This window comes from Pseudonocardia sediminis, assembly GCF_004217185.1.
GTDB classification, from domain to species: Bacteria; Actinomycetota; Actinomycetes; order Mycobacteriales; family Pseudonocardiaceae; genus Pseudonocardia; species Pseudonocardia sediminis.
Genome location: NZ_SHKL01000001.1, coordinates 3,453,082 through 3,472,094, shown reverse-complemented (window position 1 = coordinate 3,472,094; position 19,013 = coordinate 3,453,082). Strand labels below are relative to the sequence as shown.

General features: G+C 74.0%; 19 protein-coding genes. 7 read left to right on the top strand and 12 right to left on the bottom strand.

Annotated elements, in window-relative coordinates; genetic code table 11:
* The first annotated feature begins 16 nt into the window (after window positions 1-16).
* Window positions 17-1,150, top strand: a complete 1,134-nt coding sequence (locus tag EV383_RS16065; protein WP_242623132.1) for an MFS transporter — start codon at window positions 17-19, stop codon at window positions 1,148-1,150.
* Here the strand turns inward: EV383_RS16065 and EV383_RS16060 are convergent.
* Together EV383_RS16060 and mshC are read right to left on the bottom strand one after the other, a co-directional pair.
* Window positions 1,147-1,503 carry a DUF2237 family protein gene (locus EV383_RS16060; protein ID WP_130290665.1) on the bottom strand — a complete coding sequence of 119 codons (357 nt, stop codon included), beginning with the start codon at window positions 1,501-1,503 and terminating at the stop codon, window positions 1,147-1,149. The two genes, EV383_RS16065 and EV383_RS16060, sit on opposite strands and share 4 nt — an antisense overlap.
* Before the next feature lie 50 nt (window positions 1,504-1,553).
* Entirely contained in the window at window positions 1,554-2,792 is a 1,239-nt protein-coding gene (gene mshC / locus EV383_RS16055) for a cysteine--1-D-myo-inosityl 2-amino-2-deoxy-alpha-D-glucopyranoside ligase (protein WP_130290664.1), read from the bottom strand.
* 80 nt (window positions 2,793-2,872) lie between these two features.
* Between mshC and EV383_RS16050 the strand changes: the two genes are divergently transcribed.
* A complete protein-coding gene (locus EV383_RS16050) occupies window positions 2,873-4,078 on the top strand; it encodes an N-acetylglucosamine-6-phosphate deacetylase (RefSeq protein ID WP_130290663.1) in 1,206 nt (401 codons plus the stop codon).
* Between the two features lie 140 nt (window positions 4,079-4,218).
* Here EV383_RS16050 and EV383_RS16045 read toward each other — a convergent pair whose 3' ends face one another.
* The gene (locus EV383_RS16045; protein ID WP_242623131.1) at window positions 4,219-4,431 is read right to left on the bottom strand and encodes a hypothetical protein; all 213 of its coding nucleotides are present in this window, start codon (window positions 4,429-4,431) and stop codon (window positions 4,219-4,221) included.
* Window positions 4,432-4,436: 5 nt separating this feature from the next.
* Window positions 4,437-5,423 (bottom strand): bile acid:sodium symporter family protein, encoded by a 987-nt coding sequence (locus EV383_RS16040; RefSeq protein WP_130290662.1) that lies wholly within the window; start codon window positions 5,421-5,423, stop codon window positions 4,437-4,439.
* Window positions 5,424-5,502: 79 nt separating this feature from the next.
* Between EV383_RS16040 and EV383_RS16035 the strand changes: the two genes are divergently transcribed.
* From EV383_RS16035 to EV383_RS16020, 4 genes are all read left to right on the top strand, one after another.
* Complete coding sequence (locus EV383_RS16035) at window positions 5,503-6,354, top strand: LysR family transcriptional regulator (RefSeq protein ID WP_130290661.1); 852 nt, start codon at window positions 5,503-5,505, stop codon at window positions 6,352-6,354.
* Between the two features lie 81 nt (window positions 6,355-6,435).
* The gene (locus tag EV383_RS16030) at window positions 6,436-7,203 is read left to right on the top strand and encodes a transporter substrate-binding domain-containing protein (RefSeq protein ID WP_242623130.1); all 768 of its coding nucleotides are present in this window, start codon (window positions 6,436-6,438) and stop codon (window positions 7,201-7,203) included.
* 78 nt (window positions 7,204-7,281) lie between these two features.
* Window positions 7,282-7,671, top strand: coding sequence for a hypothetical protein (locus EV383_RS16025; protein WP_130290659.1), 390 nt, complete (start codon window positions 7,282-7,284; stop codon window positions 7,669-7,671).
* A 72-nt stretch (window positions 7,672-7,743) separates the two neighbouring features.
* Entirely contained in the window at window positions 7,744-8,613 is an 870-nt protein-coding gene (locus EV383_RS16020) for an NmrA family NAD(P)-binding protein (protein ID WP_130290658.1), read from the top strand.
* 62 nt (window positions 8,614-8,675) lie between these two features.
* Here EV383_RS16020 and EV383_RS16015 read toward each other — a convergent pair whose 3' ends face one another.
* From EV383_RS16015 to EV383_RS16005, 3 genes are all read right to left on the bottom strand, one after another.
* On the bottom strand, window positions 8,676-10,634 hold the full coding sequence (locus tag EV383_RS16015) for a vWA domain-containing protein (protein WP_130290657.1): 1,959 nt from the start codon (window positions 10,632-10,634) through the stop codon (window positions 8,676-8,678).
* On the bottom strand, window positions 10,627-12,024 hold the full coding sequence (locus EV383_RS16010; protein WP_130290656.1) for a sigma 54-interacting transcriptional regulator: 1,398 nt from the start codon (window positions 12,022-12,024) through the stop codon (window positions 10,627-10,629). Before EV383_RS16010 ends, EV383_RS16015 begins: the two co-directional genes overlap by 8 nt.
* 348 nt (window positions 12,025-12,372) lie before the next feature.
* Window positions 12,373-12,849: a helix-turn-helix domain-containing protein gene (locus tag EV383_RS16005; protein WP_165438369.1), complete on the bottom strand. Its 477-nt coding sequence runs from the start codon at window positions 12,847-12,849 to the stop codon at window positions 12,373-12,375.
* Between the two features lie 136 nt (window positions 12,850-12,985).
* On the opposite strand from EV383_RS16005, the gene EV383_RS16000 reads away from it, so the two are divergent.
* Window positions 12,986-13,591 (top strand): class I SAM-dependent methyltransferase, encoded by a 606-nt coding sequence (locus EV383_RS16000; RefSeq protein WP_165438368.1) that lies wholly within the window; start codon window positions 12,986-12,988, stop codon window positions 13,589-13,591.
* A gap of 70 nt (window positions 13,592-13,661) precedes the next feature.
* Here EV383_RS16000 and EV383_RS15995 read toward each other — a convergent pair whose 3' ends face one another.
* The 5 genes from EV383_RS15995 to EV383_RS31715 all read right to left on the bottom strand — a co-directional run bounded on the left by EV383_RS15995 (window position 13,662) and on the right by EV383_RS31715 (window position 18,987).
* Window positions 13,662-14,564, bottom strand: a complete 903-nt coding sequence (locus EV383_RS15995) for a M56 family metallopeptidase (RefSeq protein ID WP_130290653.1) — start codon at window positions 14,562-14,564, stop codon at window positions 13,662-13,664.
* A 109-nt stretch (window positions 14,565-14,673) separates the two neighbouring features.
* Entirely contained in the window at window positions 14,674-15,024 is a 351-nt protein-coding gene (locus EV383_RS15990; protein ID WP_242623129.1) for a BlaI/MecI/CopY family transcriptional regulator, read from the bottom strand.
* 82 nt (window positions 15,025-15,106) lie between these two features.
* Window positions 15,107-15,616: a L,D-transpeptidase gene (locus tag EV383_RS15985; RefSeq protein ID WP_130290652.1), complete on the bottom strand. Its 510-nt coding sequence runs from the start codon at window positions 15,614-15,616 to the stop codon at window positions 15,107-15,109.
* Window positions 15,617-15,785: 169 nt separating this feature from the next.
* Entirely contained in the window at window positions 15,786-16,517 is a 732-nt protein-coding gene (locus tag EV383_RS15980; protein ID WP_130290651.1) for an enoyl-CoA hydratase, read from the bottom strand.
* Window positions 16,518-16,527: 10 nt separating this feature from the next.
* Complete coding sequence (locus EV383_RS31715) at window positions 16,528-18,987, bottom strand: FUSC family protein (RefSeq protein ID WP_207223545.1); 2,460 nt, start codon at window positions 18,985-18,987, stop codon at window positions 16,528-16,530.
* Between the last annotated feature and the right edge of the window lie 26 nt (window positions 18,988-19,013).

Here is a 19,013-nt window from a genome sequence, read left to right as displayed (position 1 = left end):
GCACCGCATCCGCCCGGTGATCGCGTCCCTGCGGCGCGGGGCGCTGTTCGCCGGGGCGTTCCTCGGGCCGTTCGGTGGCGGGGTGACGGCGGCGATGCTGCCCGAACTCGGTGCCGACTTCGGCGTCCCCACCGGGTCCGCCGCCGCGTCGATCACGGCGTACCTGCTGCCGTTCGCGGCGTTGATGCTCGTCAGCGGCACCCTCGGGGAGCGTTGGGGGCGACGGCGCACCGTCGTCGTCGCATACGGGGTGTACGTCCTGGCCTCGCTGGCCTGCGTCGTGGCCGCGTCCTGGTCGCTGTTCCTGGCCGCCCGCGCGTTGCAGGGCGCGGCGAACGCGTTCACCACCCCGCTGCTGCTGGCCACGCTCGCCGGGTCGGTCGGGCCGGACCGGCTGGGGCGGGCGCTGGGATGGTTCGGGTCGCTGCAGGCGGCCGGGCAGACCTCGGCCCCGCTGATCGGTGGCCTGGCCGCGGAGGTGGACTGGCGGCTGGCGTTCTACGGCGTCGGTGCCGTCGCGCTGTTGCTGGCGCTGGCCGGGCTGCCGGATCCGGGGCCGCGGGCGGCCGGGCCGGGGTCGCGCCCGTCGCTGCGCTCGGCGTGGACGCCGGCGACGCTGCGCGCCGGTCTGGCCGCGGCGCTGGGCTGGGGCGCGCTGGCCGGGCTGAACTTCCTGCTGGCGCTGCGCCTGGAGGACGCGTTCGCGCTGGGCTCCGGGGCCCGCGGGCTGGTGCTGACCGCGCTGGGCCTGACCGGCATCCTCACCGCCCGGCTGATCGGCGGCGCGGTGGACCGGGTCGGGCCGCGGCGCTGCGTGCTCACCGGGGCGCTGTCCGGGGCGGTGCTGGTCGCCGGGATCGGGCTGGTGCCGGTGCTGGGTGTGGTGGTGGCGCTGTGGGCGCTGGCCGGGGTGTCGAGCCAGCTGGTGCTGGTCGGGGTGAACGCGCTGGTCCTGGGCGGTGGCGGGCCGAACACCGGCGGCGCGGTGTCGGTGGTGCAGGCGCTGCGGTTCGGGGGCACGGCACTGTCCCCGGTCGCGCTGACGCCGGTCTACCACGCCGACCCGGTCGCCGGGTTCCTCGTCCCCGCGGCACTCCTCGCCGCCGGCGTTCCGGCCCTGCTGGCCCGCCGCACGGGCGCGCAGCGCTAGACGGCGAACTTGCGCAGCTCGTCGAGGTTGACCCACTCCAGGGTCTTGGCGTGGGTGGCCTCCAGTACGACCGACGGGGCGAACCCGGCCTCGTGCGCCTCCACCCAGCGGTCCGCGCACAGGCACCAGCGGTCGCCCGGCTTCAGACCGGTGAAGCCGAACTCCGGGTGCGGGGTGCGCAGGTCGTTGCCGCGGCTCGCGCTGAACTCCAGGAACTCCGCGGTGACGCGGGAGCACACGGTGTGCACCCCGGTGTCGTCACCGCCGGTCTCACAGCATCCGTCGCGGAAGAACCCCGTCATCGGGTCCGTTCCGCAGGTCTCCAACTCGCCGCCGAGCACGTTCTGCGCCATGGCGGCCATGCAACCAGACGCGGGGAGGACCCGCGCGGTGCCCGGGTGGGTCAGACGACGACGCCGAGCAGGGCGTCCAGGGCCTCGCGGGCGCTGCCGGGGGCGTAGCTGTCGGTACCGCGACGGTTCAGCGCCTCCTCGACCCACGCGTCGACCGCCGCCAGTGCGCCCGGGGTGTCCAGGTCGTCGGCGAGGTGCGTGCGGATCTGCGAGACCAGGTGCTCCGCCGACGGCGCCGCGTCCAGGGTGAGGGCCTCGCGCCACCGGTTCAGCCGTGCCTGGGCCCGGGCCTGCAGCTCGTCGGTCCAGGACCGATCGGTGCGGTAGTGCCCGGACAGCAGCGCCAGCCGGATCACGTTGGGGTCGACGCCGAGGGCCCGCAGCTTGGACACGAACACCAGGTTGCCCTTGGACTTCGACATCTTCGCGCCGTCGAGGCCGATCATCCCGGTGTGGGTGTAGTGCCGGGCGAACGGGTGCTCGCCGGTCAGCGACTCGGCGTGCAGGGCGCCGCACTCGTGGTGCGGGAACGCCAGGTCGGACCCGCCGCCGTTGAGGTCGATGCGGGTGCCGAGGCGGTTCAGCGCGATCGCCGCGCACTCGACGTGCCAGCCGGGACGGCCGCGGCCCAGGTCGGACTCCCACGCCGGCTCGCCCTCGCGCTCCATGCGCCACAGCAGCGGGTCGAGGCGGTGGCGCTTGCCCGGGCGGTCGGGGTCTCCCCCGCGATCGCCGAACAGCTCCAGCATCGTCGCCTCGTCGTAGTTCGACTCGTAGCCGAAGTGCCCGGTGGAGGTGATGTCGTGGTAGACGTCCGGGTACTCGGGGTCGTCGAGGCGGTAGGCCACGCCGGAGGCGAGCAGCTTGCCGACCAGCTCGGAGATCTCCGGGATGGCCTCGACGGCGCCGATGAACTGCCGCGGCGGCAGCACCCGCAGCGACTCCATGTCCTCGCGGAACAGCGCCGTCTCGCGCATCCCGAGCACGACCCAGTCGTCCTGGTCGCGGGCGGCGCGCTCGAGCAGCGGGTCGTCGATGTCGGTGACGTTCTGGACGTAGTGCACGTCGTGGCCGAGGTCGAGCCAGAGCCGGTGCACCAGGTCGAAGGCCAGGTAGGTGGCGGCGTGCCCGAGGTGGGTCGCGTCGTACGGGGTGATCCCGCAGACGTACATCGTCGCGGTGTCGCCGGGGGCGGTCGGACGGACCCGGCCGGTCGCCGTGTCGTGCAGACGCAAGGGGGGCCCCGCGCCGTCGATGGCGGGGATGTCGACGGAGGACCACGTACGCATGCCTGACAACCTACGCGTCGGGATCGGTCCGGGCGGTAGGGCTCGTGTCACCCTTTTCCGCGTCGACGAGGAGGACACCGATGGTCGACCTGTCGATCACGGCGGGGACCCTGGTGACCGGTGACGACCGGGTGCCGGTGGGTCCGGGCTGGGTCCGGGTGCGCGACGGACGGATCCTCGAGGCCGGCGTCGGCCGCCCCGGCTTCCCCGTCGTCGTCGACCTGCCGGACGCCGTCGTGGTGCCCGGTTTCGTCGACCTGCACGTGCACGGCGGCGGGGGTGCCTCCTTCCCCGGCGGTGATCCCGTCGACGCGCTCCGGGCGCTCGCGCTGCACCGCGCCCACGGCACCACGACGAGCCTGGCGAGCCTGGTCAGTGACACCCCGGCCGCCCTGGACCGGGCCGTCGCCGCGCTGTCGGAGCTGGTCGTCGACGGTGAGCTGGCCGGGCTGCACCTGGAGGGGCCGTGGCTGGCGTCCGCCCGCTGCGGCGCCCATGACCCGTCGACGCTGCGGGACCCTGACCCGGCCGAGATCGCGCGGCTGTTGCGCCGCGGGACGGTCGCGATGGTCACCCTGGCCCCCGAGCGCCCCGGTGGGCTCGACGCCGTGCGGCAGGTCGCGGGTGCCGGGGTGGTCGCCGCGGTCGGGCACACCGACGCGTCGTACGCGCTGGTCGTCGACGCGATCGGGGCCGGGGTGCGGGTCGGGACGCACCTGTTCAACGCGATGGCCCCGCTCGGTCACCGGGAACCGGGACCGGCCGCGGCGCTGCTCGGGGACCCGCGGGTGACCGTCGAGGTCATCGCCGACGGGGTGCACGTGCATCCGGCCGTCGTGTCGCTGGTGCTGGCGACGGCACCGAATCGGGTCGCGGCGGTGACCGACGCGATGTCCGCGGCCGGGACGGGCGACGGCGACCACCGTCTCGGGCCACTGGACGTGCGTGTCCGTGACGGGGTGGCGCGCCTGGCCGGGAGGGACACGATCGCCGGGTCCACCGCGACCGGGGACGTGCTGTTCCGCCGTCTCGTCGCCGGGCCCGGGTCTCCTCCCGAGCCGGGGACATCGGCGTGGACCGCGGCGCTCGCGCGGGCCGTCGACGCGACGTCCACGGCCCCGGCCCGGGTCCTCGGCCGTGACGACGTCGGCCGCCTGGCGCCGGGTTCGCGCGCGGACCTCGTCGTGCTGGACCGGTCACTGCAGGTCCGGACGGTGTACCGCGGCGGCGCCGAGGTGCCCCCGTTCGCGCCCACCGCCGCCGACTCGTCCCCCGGGCGTCGGTAGCACTCCCGGTGTTTTCGTACGGCGCGACCGCACCGAAGCCCCACGAGTGGGTCCCGCTCGCGCCCCCGGTGCCGCACTCACGGGCCTTTCGTGTCGCGAGACCGCACGACAGCGGTACGAGTGGGCCGGACGGCGCGGGCTCACCACCACTCGTGGGAGAGCTTCGCCTCGATGTCGCGGACGTGGCGGCGGGCGCAGGGCGGGCAGAGCCACCGTTCGCGGCCGTGCTCGTCGCGCTCGCGGACCCACGTCAGCGCGGCCGTCCCCGGCGACCCCGCCACGGTCGCGCAGATCAGGCAGGACGGCGCCGGCTCCTCGGACACCGGTGGCTGGGACATCGGCGGCTGGGACACCGGCGTCATGATGCCGCGACGGGCTCGGCCTGCGGAACCTCCCGCCGTCGCGCCAGACGGGCCGCGATCGCCGCGCACACCATGAGCTGGATCTGGTGGAACAGCATCACCGGCAGCACGACCAGCGCGACGGCGTGCCCGGCGAACAGCACCCCGGCCATCGGCAGCCCGCTGGCCAGGCTCTTCTTCGACCCGCAGAACAGGATCGTGATCCGGTCGGCCGGGTCGAACCCGGCGGCCCGCGCGCCCCACCACGTCACGGCCAGCACGACCGCCAGCAGCACCACGTTCACCGCGAGCAGCACGACCAGCGACAGACCCGTCAGCTCGCGCCAGGTGCCGGCGACCATGCCCGCGCTGAAGGCCGAGTAGACGACGAGCAGGATCGACCCGCGGTCGACCACGAGCAGCTGCGTCTTGTGCGCCAGCACCCACTTCCCGATCAGCGGCCGGGCCAGCTGCCCGGCGACGAACGGCGCCAGCAGCCGCAGCCCGATGTCGAGCAGCGACGACGCGGAGAACCCGCCCTGGGTGGAGAGCAGCAGCGCGGCCAGCAGGGGCGTCACCACGACACCGAGGACGTTCGACAGCGACGCCGCGACGACGGCCGCCGGCACGTTGCCCCGGGCGAGCGAGGTGAACGCGATCGAGGACTGCACGGTCGAGGGCAGGCAGCACAGGAACAGCACCCCGGTCGCCAGCGGCACCGGCAGCAGCCAGGCCGGCAGCAGGCCCGCGGCGAGCCCGAGCAGCGGGAACAGCACGAACGTCGCGGCCAGCACCGTGGAGTGCAGGCGCCAGTGCCGCAGCCCGTGCAACGCCTCGCGGGTGGACAGGCGCGCGCCGTAGAGGAAGAACAACAGCCCGATCGCGACGGTCGTGGCCACGTCGACCACGCCCGTCGCCGCGCCGCGGGCCGGGACCAGAGCGGCGACGCCGACGGTCGCCAGCAGCAGGACCAGGAAGGGGTCGATCCGGCGCAGCGCGTTCATGTCCTCGATCCTGCGCTCCCGGCGATCATCGGGAAACCGGGCAGGCGCGATCATTGTCATCGTCTCCTATGATGACCGGGTGCTGGACCCGGTGCTGCTGCGCTCGTTCGTCACCGTCGCGCGGACGCTGAGCTTCACCGGGGCCGCGCGACGGCTCGATCTCGGGCAGTCGACGGTCAGCCAGCACGTGCGCAAGCTCGAGGACGTCGTCGCCCGACCGCTGCTGCGCCGCGACACCCACTCGGTCGAGCTCACCCCCGACGGCGAGGCGATGCTGGAGTTCGCGGCCACGATCCTCGACGCCGGCGACCGGGCACTCGCCCACTTCCGCGAGACCCGGGTACACGGACGGCTGCGCTTCGGCGTCTCCGAGGACCTGGTGCAGACCCGGCTGCCGACGATCCTGGCCGACTTCCGCCGTCGTCACCCGCAGGTCGACCTGGAGCTGACGGTCGGGCTCAGCGAGAACCTGGAGCAGCAGATCGACCACGGCGAGCTGGACCTGCTCTTCGCCAAGCGCTCCCCCGGCCGCACCGGCGGGACGACGGTCTGGGCCGACCGGTTCGTCTGGGTCGCCGAGCCCGGGTTCGGCCTCGCGCCGGAGGAGACGGTGCCGCTGGTCAGCTACCCGCCGCCGAGCCTGTCCCGGGCCGCCGCCGTCGCCGCCCTCGAAGCGCGGGGCCGGTCCTGGCGGATGGCGTGCACGAGCGGGAGCCTGTCCGGTCTGCGCGCCGCCGCGCTGGCCGGGCTCGGGGTGGTGGCGCACGCGGAGACCCTGATCCCCGACGGCCTCGCCCCGGTCCCCTCCCGCGCCGGCCTGCCGGAGCTGGACGCGTTCGACTTCGTCCTCACCCCCGGCCGCCGCTCCACCGCACCGGCCGAGGCGCTGTCGCGCAGCATCCGCACCTCCGTCGACCGTCTCCGCAGCTGAGGTGTGCGGGTTAGGGTGCGCCACGTGCGACGAGGCGCGATGCGACGTTCGGTACTGACGGCCCTGGCGGGGACCCTTCTCGTGACTGTCGCGGGGTGCGGGTCGGCCGCCCCCGAGCCCGCCGCACCACAGCCCGCCGCGTCGGCGACCCTGGACCGGGTCGGGCGGACGACGGAGCTGCGCGTCTGCAGCACCGGCGACTACCGGCCGCTCACCTACCGCGACCCCGCGAACGGGCGGTGGTCCGGGATCGACGTCGACATGGCCGGTGCCCTCGCCGCGTCCCTCGGCGCGAAGGCCACGATCGTGCCGACGACCTGGTCGAACCTGCTCGGCGACCTCACGTCCGATCGGTGCGACATCGCGATGGGCGGGGTCTCGGTCACCGACGCCCGGGCACAGAAGGCGGCGTTCACCACGGCCTACCTCTCCGACGGCAAGACCCCGATCACCCGGTGCGAGAACGTCGCGAGGTACCAGACCGTCGAGCAGATCAACCGGCCCGAGGTCCGCGCGGTGGTCAACCCGGGCGGCACGAACGAGCAGTTCGCCCGCGAGACTCTGAGCCGGGCGACGATCGTCCCGTACCCGGACAACAACACGATCTTCGACGCGGTCGCCGACGGCCGGGCCGACCTGATGGTCACCGACGCGATCGAGACCCGCTGGCAGGCCACCCGCGGCAAGGGGCTGTGCGCGGTGCACCCGGAGAAGCCGTTCACCAGATCGGAGAAGGCCTACCTGCTGAAACAGGGCGACCCGGCGTTCCTGGACCGGGTGAACACCTGGCTGCGCGGCGCGATGACGGACGGGACCTACCAGCGCTTCGCCCGCCCCTGGATCGGGTGAGCTGCGCCGAACGGAGCAGTCCCGGGCCGACCTGGCACGATCCGGGGCCACGGCCCAGGAGTACCGGGAGGAACGCGGGTGGGTAGCTACGCGGTGCACGTCACCACCGAGCTCGGCGAGATCGACGACGAGACCTACGACCAGCTCGAGGACGCCCTCGTCGACGTCTCGGGCGTCGTCGGCGAGGTGGGCGGTATCTGGGTGCAGCTCACGATCACCGCGGACGACGCGGGCGAGGCCGGCACGACCGGGGAGAACGCGGTGCGCACGGCGATGGCCGCGCTGGACCTGCCCGGCGCCGTCGAGGCCGCCGAGGTCATGACGGTCGAGGACTTCGAGGCCGCCGGCGGCATCCTGCGCCACTACGAACAGGAGCCCGACACCGCCCAGGACCAGCGCCTCGACGAGCTCCGAGCCCGCATCGCGGCGGTGCTCGAGGACGAGGGCGAGCCCTCGCCGGACGCCTGACCGACCGAGACTGTCGGACCCCTCCGGCACACTCCGCCTCGTACGCCGCACCCGAGGCGAAGGAGAGCGATCGTGCGGATCGCCGTCACCACCCCCACCGGGAACGTCGGATCGCGGGTGGTCCAGTTGCTCGTCCAGGCCGGGGTGCGCCCCGTCCTGCTGATGCGCGACCCGGGGAGGCTCGACCCCGCCCTGCGCGACCGGGTCGAGGTCGCGGCGGCCGACCAGACCGACCCCGGCCAGGTCGTGGCCGCGACCCGCGGCGCGGACCGCCTGTTCTGGGTCAGCCCGGCCGCCACGTCCGGGGACCCGATCGCCCAGCACGTGCTGACCGGCGAGAACGTGGCCCGGGCGATCACCGAGAACGGGATCGGCCACACCGTCTTCCAGAGCAGCGGCGGCGCGGAGAAGCGGCACGGTGCCGGTGAGATCGACGGTCTGGCGCGCATCGAGGAGCTCCTCGACGCGACCGGCGCGAACGTGCTGCACCTGCGCTGCGGGTTCTTCTTCACGAACCTGCTGATGCAGCTCGACGACCTGCGCGGCGGAACGCTGCCCACGACCTGGCCCCTGGACCTGCCCCTGGCCTGGGTGGACCCTCGCGACATCGGCGACGTCGCCGCGGCCCGGCTGCTCACCGGAGGGTGGACCGGCCGACAGGTGCAGGCCGTGCACGGGCCGGAGGACGTGACGTTCGCCCGGGCCGCGGAGATCCTGGGGGCGGCGCTGGGCGCCACGATCGAGCCCGTGCGGATCTCCGATGCGGGCCTGCGGGCCGGGCTGTCCGCGGCCGGGCTCGGGCCCGAGATGGTCGACGCGATCGCCGGCATGTCCGCCGGTCTGAGCGACGGCTTCGTCGCCGAGAACCCGCGCGACGTCACGACCACGACACCGACGACGCTCGCCGCCTGGGCGCACGCGCATCTGCGGCCGCTGATGTGATGCCCGGCGGTCCCGAGCACGGTGAGCCGGTGGCGCCGCGGGGGACGCGGCGCCACCGGGGCTCAGCTACGGCGCTTGGCCAGGTAGTCCGCGACGACCTCGGCGCCGAGGCCGTCCAGGCTCGGGTTGACCACCCGTCCCCCGCAGCGGCGCGCGACCCGGTCCATGAACGCGGCCAGGCGCGGGTCGTCACCGAGGACGAAGAACGTGAACTGCGCGTCCATCCCGGTCAGACGGTCGATGCCGTCGATCGTGGCCCGGATCGTCTCCGGAGCCGGCGGGTAGTCGAACCACGCCTCGCCGTCGGGTTCCAGGTGCGCGGTCGGCTCGCCGTCGGTGACGACCAGGACCACCGGCATCGCGTCCGGCTGCCGGGCCAGGCGTTGCTGGGCCAGGAGCAGGGCGTGGTGCAGGTTCGTGCCCTGCGCGTAGACGCCCTCCAGCCCGACCAGCTCGCCGAGCTGCACGGTCTGGGCGTGCCGGCCGAACGTGATGATCGACAGGTCGTCGCCCCGGAAACGGGTGGAGATCAGCTGGTGCAGGGCCAGCGCGGTGCGCTTCATCGGCACCCAACGGCCCTCGGCCACCATCGACCAGGACGTGTCCACCAGCAGCGTCACCGCGGCGCGGGTCCGCTGCTCGGTCTCGGTGATCTCGACGTCGGACACGTCCAGGGCCCGGGTGTCGCCGCCGGCCCGACGGAGCTGGGCGTTGAGCAGCGTGCGCGGTACCGACCAGGCCTCGGTGTCGCCGAACGCCCACGGCCGGGTCGCCCCGGTCGCCTCGCCCGCGGCACCGGCCCGCCGGGTCTCCCGCTCGCCCTGACGGCCACCGATCCGGTCGGCGACGTCGCGCAGCACGGACTGCCCCAGCCGGCGCAACGCCTTCGGCGAGAGCATCAGCGAGCCGTCCGGCGTGCGCTCGAACAGGCCCTGACGCTGCAGCTCGCGCTCCAGGTCGGCCAGGGTCTTCGCGTCGACGGCGGCCTGCGGGCCGAGTGCCTCGGCGAGCGCGTCGAGGTCGATGTCCTCCATGCGCGCGCCGGGGTAGCTCTGCGAGAGCTGCTCGGCCAGCGCGTCGAGCTGCCCGAGCTCCTCCATCGCGCGGGTGGCCTCGCCCATCCCCATCGGGTTGTCCCCGCGGAAGCGGCCCGAGCCCTCCCAGTCCTCGCCCGGGCGCATGCCCTGCAGCTGCGCGTCGAGCTGCTGCAGCGACTCGGCCAGGCGCGGGTCGCCGAACGCCTGCTGCGAGAGCTCCATCAGCTCGGCCCGCTGCTCGGCCGACATCGAGTTCAGCATCCGCTGCGCGGCCGCGGCCCGGGCGGCGAGCAGGTCGACGAGCTCCTCGGTGTTCCGCGGGTTCTCCGGGAAGTTCTGGCCGTGCTTGGCCATGAACTCGGCGAACTGCTCGGTCGTGTCGTTGCCCTGCGCGTGGTTCGCGAGAAGGGCGTTGAGGTCGTCGAGCATCTCCCGGATCCGCTCGACGTCCTCCGGGGTGGCGTTCTCCATCGCCTCCTTCATGCCCTGGAAGCGCTGGTCGAGCATCTCGCGGCCGAGGAGGTCCCGGATCTCCTCGTAGGCCTGGCGGGCCTCCGAGGAGCGCCAGTCGTACTCGCCCAGCTCCCGCACGGCACCACCGGTGTCGTTCGGCAGCGCGTCGAGCTGCATCTCCCGGAAGCGGGCATCGTCGGAGTCCTCGTTGCGCAGGGACTCCTTCTCCGCCGTCATCGCACGCTCCAGGAGCTCGCGGACCTCCTGGAGCGTGCCGTCGACGTTGTTGTCCCGCTGCAGGTCGCGGCGGCGTTCCCAGACCTGGCGGGTCAGCTCGTCGAGCCCGTTGCGCTCGTTCATGCCGCGGCGCATCAGCTCCTGCAGCGCCTGCCGGGGCGAGGACCCCTCCATGACGTCGCGGCCGATCTGGTCCATCGCCTCGCGGATGTCGAACGGAGGCGCCAGCGGATCGGGGCCCCCGGTGTAGGGACCGTAGGCGTAGCGCCTGCGGCGACGCCGGGGATCAGCCATACGACACCGTGTCCCCGTCGTCGGACTCGTCCTTGGCCAGCTTGCGGGTCAGGAACAGGTACTCCAGCGCCAGCTCCGCGGCCGAGGCCATCGGGCCCGGGTCCTCGGTGCCGGACGCGCCCAGCTTCGTGGCGACCTCGGTCAGCGCGCCGACCTTCGGCAGTGCCGCGACGACCTCGGCGGCCGGGACCCGCTCCCCGGTGCGGACCGGGCGGGTGGACACCTCGACCGCGAGCTCGTCGAGGTCGACCCCGCGCAGGGCGAAGCGTGCGGTGTCGGCGACGGCCCGGCGCAGCAGGTGCTCGAGGACCTCGTCCTCGCGCCCCTCCTCGCCGGAGGAGAACTCCAGCTTGCCGCGCAGCACCGACGGGACCGACTCGAGGTCGACCGGGCGGGCGAAGGCGCGGTCCTCACCGGTGATCGCGGCCCGGCGCAGCGCCGCGGCGGCGACGGTCTCGGCGGCGGCCACGGCGAACCGGGCGGAGACGCCCGAGCCCTGGTCGATCGCGCTCGACTCGCGCAGGTGCCGGGTGAAGCGGGCGACGACCTCGATCAGGTGCTTCGGGACCTCGGCGGCCAGGTCGGCCTCCTGCTGCACCAGCGCCACCTCGGGCGCGAGCTCGAGCGGGTAGTGCGTGCGGATCTCGGCGCCGAACCGGTCCTTGAGCGGGGTGATGATCCGCCCGCGGTTGGTGTAGTCCTCGGGGTTCGCGCTCGCGACGAGCAGCACGTCCAGGGGCAGCCGCAGCGTGTAGCCACGGACCTGGATGTCGCGCTCCTCCATCACGTTGAGCAGCGCGACCTGGATCCGCTCGGCGAGGTCGGGCAGCTCGTTGATCGCGACGATGCCGCGGTGCGAGCGCGGGACCAGACCGAAGTGGATGGTCTCCGGGTCGCCCAGGGACCGTCCCTCGGCGACCTTCACCGGGTCCACGTCACCGATCAGGTCGGCGACCGCGGTGTCCGGGGTGGCGAGCTTCTCGGTGTAGCGCAGCGACCGGTGGACCCAGTCGACTCCCAGGTCGTCGCCGAGCTCGGCGGCGCGCCGGATCGTGGCCGGGGCGATCGGCTCGTAGGGGTGCTCCCCCAGCTCGGAGCCCTCGATGACGGGCGCCCACTCGTCGAGCAGGTTGCCCAGGGAACGCAGCAGCCGGGTCTTGCCCTGGCCGCGCTCCCCGAGGAGGACGAGGTCGTGGCCGGCGATCAGGGCCCGCTCCAGCTGCGGGATGACGGTGTCTTCGAACCCGACGATGCCGGGCCAGGGGTCGCGGCCCTCGCGCAGGGCCGACAGGAGGTTGTCGCGGATCTCGGTCTTGACGCCCCGCAGCTCATGGCCCGACGCGCGCAGCGCGCCGAGGGTGCGGGGGAGCTCTGTGGGTGTGACGGGCACGGCAACCAGGCTACGCCCGACTCCGCGCCCCGGCGCGCGATCGCGCACGACCGTCTCGCGACGCAACACGCCGTTCACGGGTCACTCCGGTTGATCACCCACCGTGCCGAGGCCGGGCCGCAGCCGGCCCACGACGTCCCAGGGGGTCCCCTCGCTCACCGGCGCGTCCCGAGGGATCCCTCGCGGCCGACACGATCACGGTGCAGCGCACCCGTGCCGCGGCGCGCCGGTGTCCTAGGGGGTCCCCTCGCTCACCGGCGCGTCCCAAAGGGTCCCCTCGCGGCCGACACGATCACGGTGCGGCGCACCCGTGCCGCGGCACACCGGCGTCCCAGGGGGTCCCCTCGCTCACCGGCGCGTCCCAAAGGGTCCACCCGCGGCACCATCGGGCGGGTCGCCTGGGCCGCGAGCCAGCAGGGAGTCCAAGGCTCCGCGCAGGTTCGGGCACTCGCGGAGTGGGTCGGACTCCGGGCAGTCCCGTCCCTGCGCCAGCACGTCACGGGTCCGCCGCATCCGCGCGATCCGCTCGTCGAGCCGCGCGATCTGGACGTCGACGGCCGCGGCCCAGCCGCCGGGCTCGGGGTCGAGCACCGATCGGATCGCGGCCAGGTCGAGACCCATCTCGCGGGCCATCGCGACGAACGCGAGCCGTCGCAGGGCCTCGTCGTCGTAGCGGCGGCGGCCTCCCCGTTGCGGGACGGGACCGAGCAGGCCCTCCCGCTCGTAGAACCGCACCGCCGACGGCGCGATCCCGAGACGTCGCGACGCCTCGCCGATCCCGACCGTTGACGTGCACCGCGGTTCACCGTCCACCGTGGGATCCATGACGTCCTCCGGCCCGGTTCCTGCCCCGTCCATCACCCCATCGTCGCGTGTCCGGCCGTGCTGGAGCACCGGAAATCCGCCTAACCGGGTCGCCGCCCTCCCGTCCGGGGCCCTCGGGCGGCTCGGCGGGGCGGTCATGCGGCGGGGGAACGCCCGCCAGCAGCGGGAGGTCGCGGAGCTGCTGGACGGCCTGCCCGGCCGGACCGGGGCGCGCGCACCGTCGGACGTCGTCGAGGTGGGATGCGGACCCGGTGTGCTGCTCGGAATGCTCGCCGGTCGGACCACCACCGGCCACCTGACCGGGATCGACCCCTCACCCGGGATGCGGCTCATGGCCGCACGGTCGACGGCCCCGGCCGTCGCCGACGACCGTGTCCGGATACGGCCCGGGGACGCCGGGTGCACCGGTCTGCCCGACGCCGTCGCCGACGTCGTGGTCTCGGTGAACAGTGTCGCGATCTGGCCCGATCTGGACGCCGGCATCGAGGAGCTCGGCCGCGTCCTGCGACCGGACGGGTACCTGGTGCTGAGCTGGCACGGTGGCAGCGCACCGTCACGGTCGGGAGCGGCCATGTCGCTGACGGCCGAGCAGCTCGACCGGGTGGATCGCGCGCTCTCCGCCCGCTTCGGCGACGTTCGTCGCGAGCTGACCACGCGGTGCACCGTCTTCGTGGCACACCGGTGTCTCGCGGGGTCCCCTCGCTCACCGGAACGTCCCGAGGGGTCCCCTCGCAGCGCCTGACCGGACCGTGCCGGGCGGATCAGGTGGGCGGCGCCCCGGGAACCGGACGAGCCGGGTCGGACGAGCAGGTTCAGACGAGCAGGGCGGTCAGGGGCGCGAGGATCAGGACCGCCGCGCCGATGCGGATCGACAGGCGCACCGGCAGGGGCAGCGGCGGCGGGGGCGAGGAGATCCGGTCGATCCGGTGCTCCAGGGCCGCGGTGAACGAGCTCAGGGCCGCGGCCGGGACCGATCCCCCGACGGCCTTGAGCGCCGTCACCAGCTCCGCGGGGTCGCAGCGGCAGCCGGCGACGTCGTCGGCGCGCATCTCGATCAGCTTGGCCACCGCGATCTGGGCGCACACCATCCCTCGCACGAACGGCGCCGTCGCACCCCACGCGACGAACGGGAGGACGACGAGGTCGTGGCGTTCGCGCAGGTGGGCGCGCTCGTGGGCGAGCACGGCCCGGACCCCGGCGGTGTCGAGCGCCTCCAGCACCCCGGCCGAGACGACGAGGCGGGAGCTGCGTCCGGGCAGGCAGTAGGCCACCGGGACCGGGTGGTCCAGCACCCGGGTACCGGGCGCGTTCGGCCACGGCGTCGCGAGGACGTCGAGCAGGTCCCGGTGACGACGGCGGGTGCGCAGCGTCCGCACGGTCGTGACGCCGAGGACGGTCAGCAGCCGCACCAGCACGACCAGGGCCACCAGGAGCGCGATCAGGTGCAGCGCACCGAGCCCCTCCGGGTAGCGGCCGCGGGCCAGGTCCGACACGGCGGCACCGGTCGCCTCGGGCAGGCTGTCCCCCAGCGGGGCGAGCCCGTAGGCCAGCCCGGCGCCGAACAGGGAGATGCCGCCGGACAGCCCGACCGCCTGCCAGACCAGGAGCGCGCCCACGGGGTCGCGGTCGGGCCAGTCGGCCCGCGCCAGACCACGGCTGACCGGCTCGGCGAGGACCACGCCGAGCACGACCAGCGCCAGCGCGGTCAGCTCCATCGCTGCATCATGGTGGGTGGGGGTCGGTACCGATACTCGGTCCCCCGGGAGGGGCGGATCGGCGCCGTCGCCTGTGCGCCATCGGTGCCGGGTCCGTCCCGGTACCGGCTCAGTCGAGCAGGTCGCGCAGGTTGGCCCGTTCCTCCTCGGACATCGATCCGAGGAACCGGGCCAGTGCCGCGCCGCGGTCCGACGCGCCGTCGAGGGCGTCGCTCATGAGCTCGGCGACGTGGTCCTCGCGGCTGGCGACGGGCCGGTAGTGGTGCGCCCGGCCGTCGCGCATCCGGCGCACCAGCTGCTTGCGTTCCAGGCGGCCGAGCACGGTCAGCACCGTGGTGGTCGCGAGGTCCCGGTCGGAGAGCGCGTCCTGGACGTCGCGTGCCGTGAGATCTTCGTCTGCTCCCCAGAGGACGCCCATGACCGCTCGTTCCAACTCGCCCAGGCTCGCCACGAAGGTCATCCTACGCGAACCTTTCTACCGGGCGTAGAACGGATTCCCCATGAAATCCTGTGAATCGCCGCGGAGGGCTCCCTGGAGGGGGTCAGTAGACCTGGACCTCGTCGCCGACCTGCAGCGTCGCGAAGTAGCGCTTGGCCTCGGACTCGACCAGTTTCACGCATCCGGCCGACGGGGTGTCCATGCGCCCCTGGTGGAACGCGACGCCCCCCGGCGCGAAGAACACCGAGTACGGCATCTGGGTGTAGGTTTCGCGGCTGGTCCACTGCTCGGCCTTCCACTGGACCGCGAAGACCCCCTTCGGCGTCGGGTCCTGGGCGTCGCCGGGACGCATCGCGACGGGCCCGTGGACCACCCGGCCGCTCTCGATCAGCCAGGTCTGGCGCTTGGCGACGTCCACGCAGGCCCGGGCGGACGCGGTGCAGGGCGTTCCGGGGACGGCGGCGCCGGTGGCGACCATCGGGGCGTTCGAGCCGGACGAGGGCTGGGTCCCGGACGGGGCGTCCTCGGCCGAGGCGATCCCGACCGAGACCGCGCCGGCGAGGGCGACGACCCCGAGCAGCACGCCGGTCCGGCGTCCGCGCAGCATCCCCATCGAGTACCTCCGAGCCCGTCGTCGTCCCGGGCCTGAACGGCCCGGAGGTCGATCGACACGGGCCCCGGCTCCGTAGCCCTCTGCGATCGTTCGGAACGAAGAGTAGCCATCAACGATCTTGGTCCGAACGGCGGGTACCACGTTGCGCCGTTCGCCGCCCGGCGAGCGGTTAACGGCCGTTGAAGCGGGGCGGACGCTTCTCCGAGCGGGCCACACGGCCCTCCTGGATGTCCTCGCTGTCCCAGCAGCGCTCGAACTCGGCGTCCAGATCGGTGCCCGCGGCGGACGCGCCCCGGCCGTAGGAGTTCACCGCGAGCTTGTTGTAGGCCAGCGTCAGCGGCGCCATCGTCGCGATGTCGGTGGCCAGTGCGAGGGCGTCGTCGCGCTCGCCGAGGGAGTCGACGAGTCCGCGGGCGTGCGCGGTCGCGACGTCGAGCTGGGCGCAGGCGAGCAGCAGGCTCCGGGCGCTCCCGCCGCCGGCGACCTGGACGAGTCGCTCGATCGTCCAGGGGTCGACGGCCAGGCCGAGCCGCGCGGTCGGCAGCCCGAACACCGCCGACGGCGCCGCCACCCGCAGGTCGCAGGCGATGGCGAGCTGGGTCCCGGCCCCGATGGCCGGACCGTTGACCGCGGCGACGACCGGCATCGGCAGGTCCACGACGGCGTGCAGCGCCGTGTAGAGCGCCTCCCGGAACCCGTCGGTGTAGACCTCGCCGAAGTCGGCGCCGGAGCAGAAACTGCTGCCGCTCCCGGTGACGACGACGGCGCGGGCGCCCTCGTCGCGCACCCGGGCGGTCGCGTCGACGAGCTCACGGCACGTCGAGACGTCGAGGGCGTTGCGGCGGTCGGGCCGGTCGAGCTCGATCAGCCCGACACCGTCGGTGGTCGACACGTTGATCACGCCGACGAGCCTACGACGGGGTGCGCGACTCCCCCTGCCGGGCTCCCGCCCCGGCGGGCGCGGGCGGGCCCGGTTCGACCCAGCTGCGGCCGGTGAGGTCACGCGAGAGACCCACCGCGAGCTGGTCGATGCGGCGCAGCATCCGGGCCACCCCGAGCAGCGCGAGCCGGTCCCGGGACGGCCCGGCGGCCGACGCGTCGGCCTCGGCGGCGTCGATCAGGTCCTCGGCCGAGACCACCGGGAAGGCGTCGGTGTCCCCCGCGGGCGGGCCGCCGCGGCCGCGGCGCGAGGGGCCGTAGCCGTCGCGCAGGATCCGCCGCAGGCCCTCCAGGTTCTGCCGGACCCTCTCGGTCGCCGGGTCGAGCGTGCCGGCCCAGTCCGGGCTGCGTGCGGTCTCGGTCAGCGACGCCAGCATCCGCACGTAGTAGTCGAGCCCGGCGATGATCCGCACGGTGTGGTGCACCCCGCGGCGCAACGGTCGGCGCGCGACCGGGTGCTCCAGCGGGCGCGCCCGGATCCGGACCGTCGACACCGCGGCGTCGAGCTCGCGGGCCAGCTCCAGCGGGTGCTTGTCCCCGGGGCGTCCGAGGATCCGGTCGACCGAGCCGGTCAGCCCGGCCACGACACCGTCCACGGCCTCGACCAGCGCGTCGCCGAACGCCGTACGCGAGCGCGTCGGCAGCACGAGGAACGCGGCCAGCATGCCCAGCGCCCCACCGACCGCCGTCTCCTCGACGCGCAGCAGCAGCGTCTCGACGCTGAACTGGCCGATCACGCCGTAGAGCAGCGCGAGCACGGCGGTGATCCAGAACGCCATCATCGCCTGCGAGATCTTCACCAGGTACAGCGCCAGGAACACGCAGACGAACAGCAGCACCAGGCTCAGCACCAGGTTCCCGCCGACGACCAGCGCCAGCAGCATCCCGGCGACGACCCCGCCCGCCGTGCCGACGACGCGTTCCCAGCCGCGGGAGAGCACGTCACCCCGGCTGGACGTGCCGGCGAAGACGACGAACGCGGCGATCACCGCCCAGTACCAACGCGCCGGGGAGATCAGCTCGCCGACGACGATGGCCAGGCTCGTCGCGATCCCGACCTGCACGGCCTGGCGGGTGTGCAGGGTCAGGCCGGTGTCCCGGTCTGCGTCGGCCTCCCGGGGGTCGTCCGGGGTCGCGGGGTCTGCGGCGGAACGGTCGGCGGCGGGGTCGGCCTCGTGCCGCCCGTGGTCGCGGGCCGGGAACGCCTCCTGTGCGGGGGTGTCCGCCTCGTGCCGGCCGTGCCCCGGTGCCGGTTCGGCGGCGCTCCCCCGGTCGCGGCGTCGTTCGTCGATCCTGCACTGGGCCTGCTCGACGGTCGTCTGCATCGCGTCCGCGACCCGCACGACGGCGAACGCGATCCGCTGCTCGCGGGCGATGACGTCGGTCCCACCCGGCAGGTCGACGATCCGGTGCACCGACGAGCGCGCGGACTCGTAGAGGCTGGCCGCCATCGCCCGCGGCGTGCCGACGGAGGTCGCCGCGGCCAGCGCGCGAACGCCCTCGGCGAGCGCCTCCCGGTGCTGTGGCGGGATCGGGTCGTGGTGCTCCACCAGCCGCCGCGTCGACACCGCCAGCCGTTCCGCGGCCAGCTCGGAGTCCACGATCCACTGCCGCAGCCCCTCGAGCGCGACGGTCCCCTCCTCCGCGCCGTCGCCGCCGGGCGCTCCGGGGAGGGAGCGCGGAGGAGGGCCGTCCTCCGCCTCGTCGAGACGGTCCGCCACCAGCAGGACCGTCTCGTTGAGCCGGGCCTGCGCCTGGGCGATCTCCTCGAGATCGCGCTCCCCGTGCCCGGCCTCCAGGACCTCCAGAACCTCCAGCGTCAGTGCGTGCAGCCGCGCCTCGAACGCTCGCAGCAGCCGGTCCACCACCCGGTCGACGGGCTCGGTGAAGATCAGGCAGCGCAGGACGAACGTGGACCCGATCCCGACCCCGACCCCGGCGATCAGGAACGGCAGCTCGGACGGGCCCGCTTTGAGGAACAGCACGAAGAAGTAGGGCATGAACGCCGCCATGCCGAGGGCGATGAACCGCGCGCCCCACCGCCGGATCGCGACCGCACCCATCATGACCAGCACGAACACGATGTCGGTCACGACCCGGTTGGACTCCAGCAACGAGCTGACCGTCGCCGACGCCGCCGCCGGCAGCACCATCAGCGCGGTCGTGACCCGTCGCCGGGCCAGCACCGGCTCGTTCACCGCCAGGTTGCTGATCATCGCCAGGACGACGGCGAACAGGACCACGGTGACCGGCTGCCCGGTCACCGTCCGCAGCACGCTCATCAGGACCGCGGCGAGGATCATCGACGCGGTCGCGACCGAGGCCAGGTGCAGGCGTGTGCGCCCGGGGTCGATCGCCGCCATCCGCGTGCGGAGCTCGGACCACCAGGTCATCGGGCTCGCCGCCAGGTCGTCACCGCAGAATTCTGACACGGTCCACCGACGTTCCGGCGGCCCCG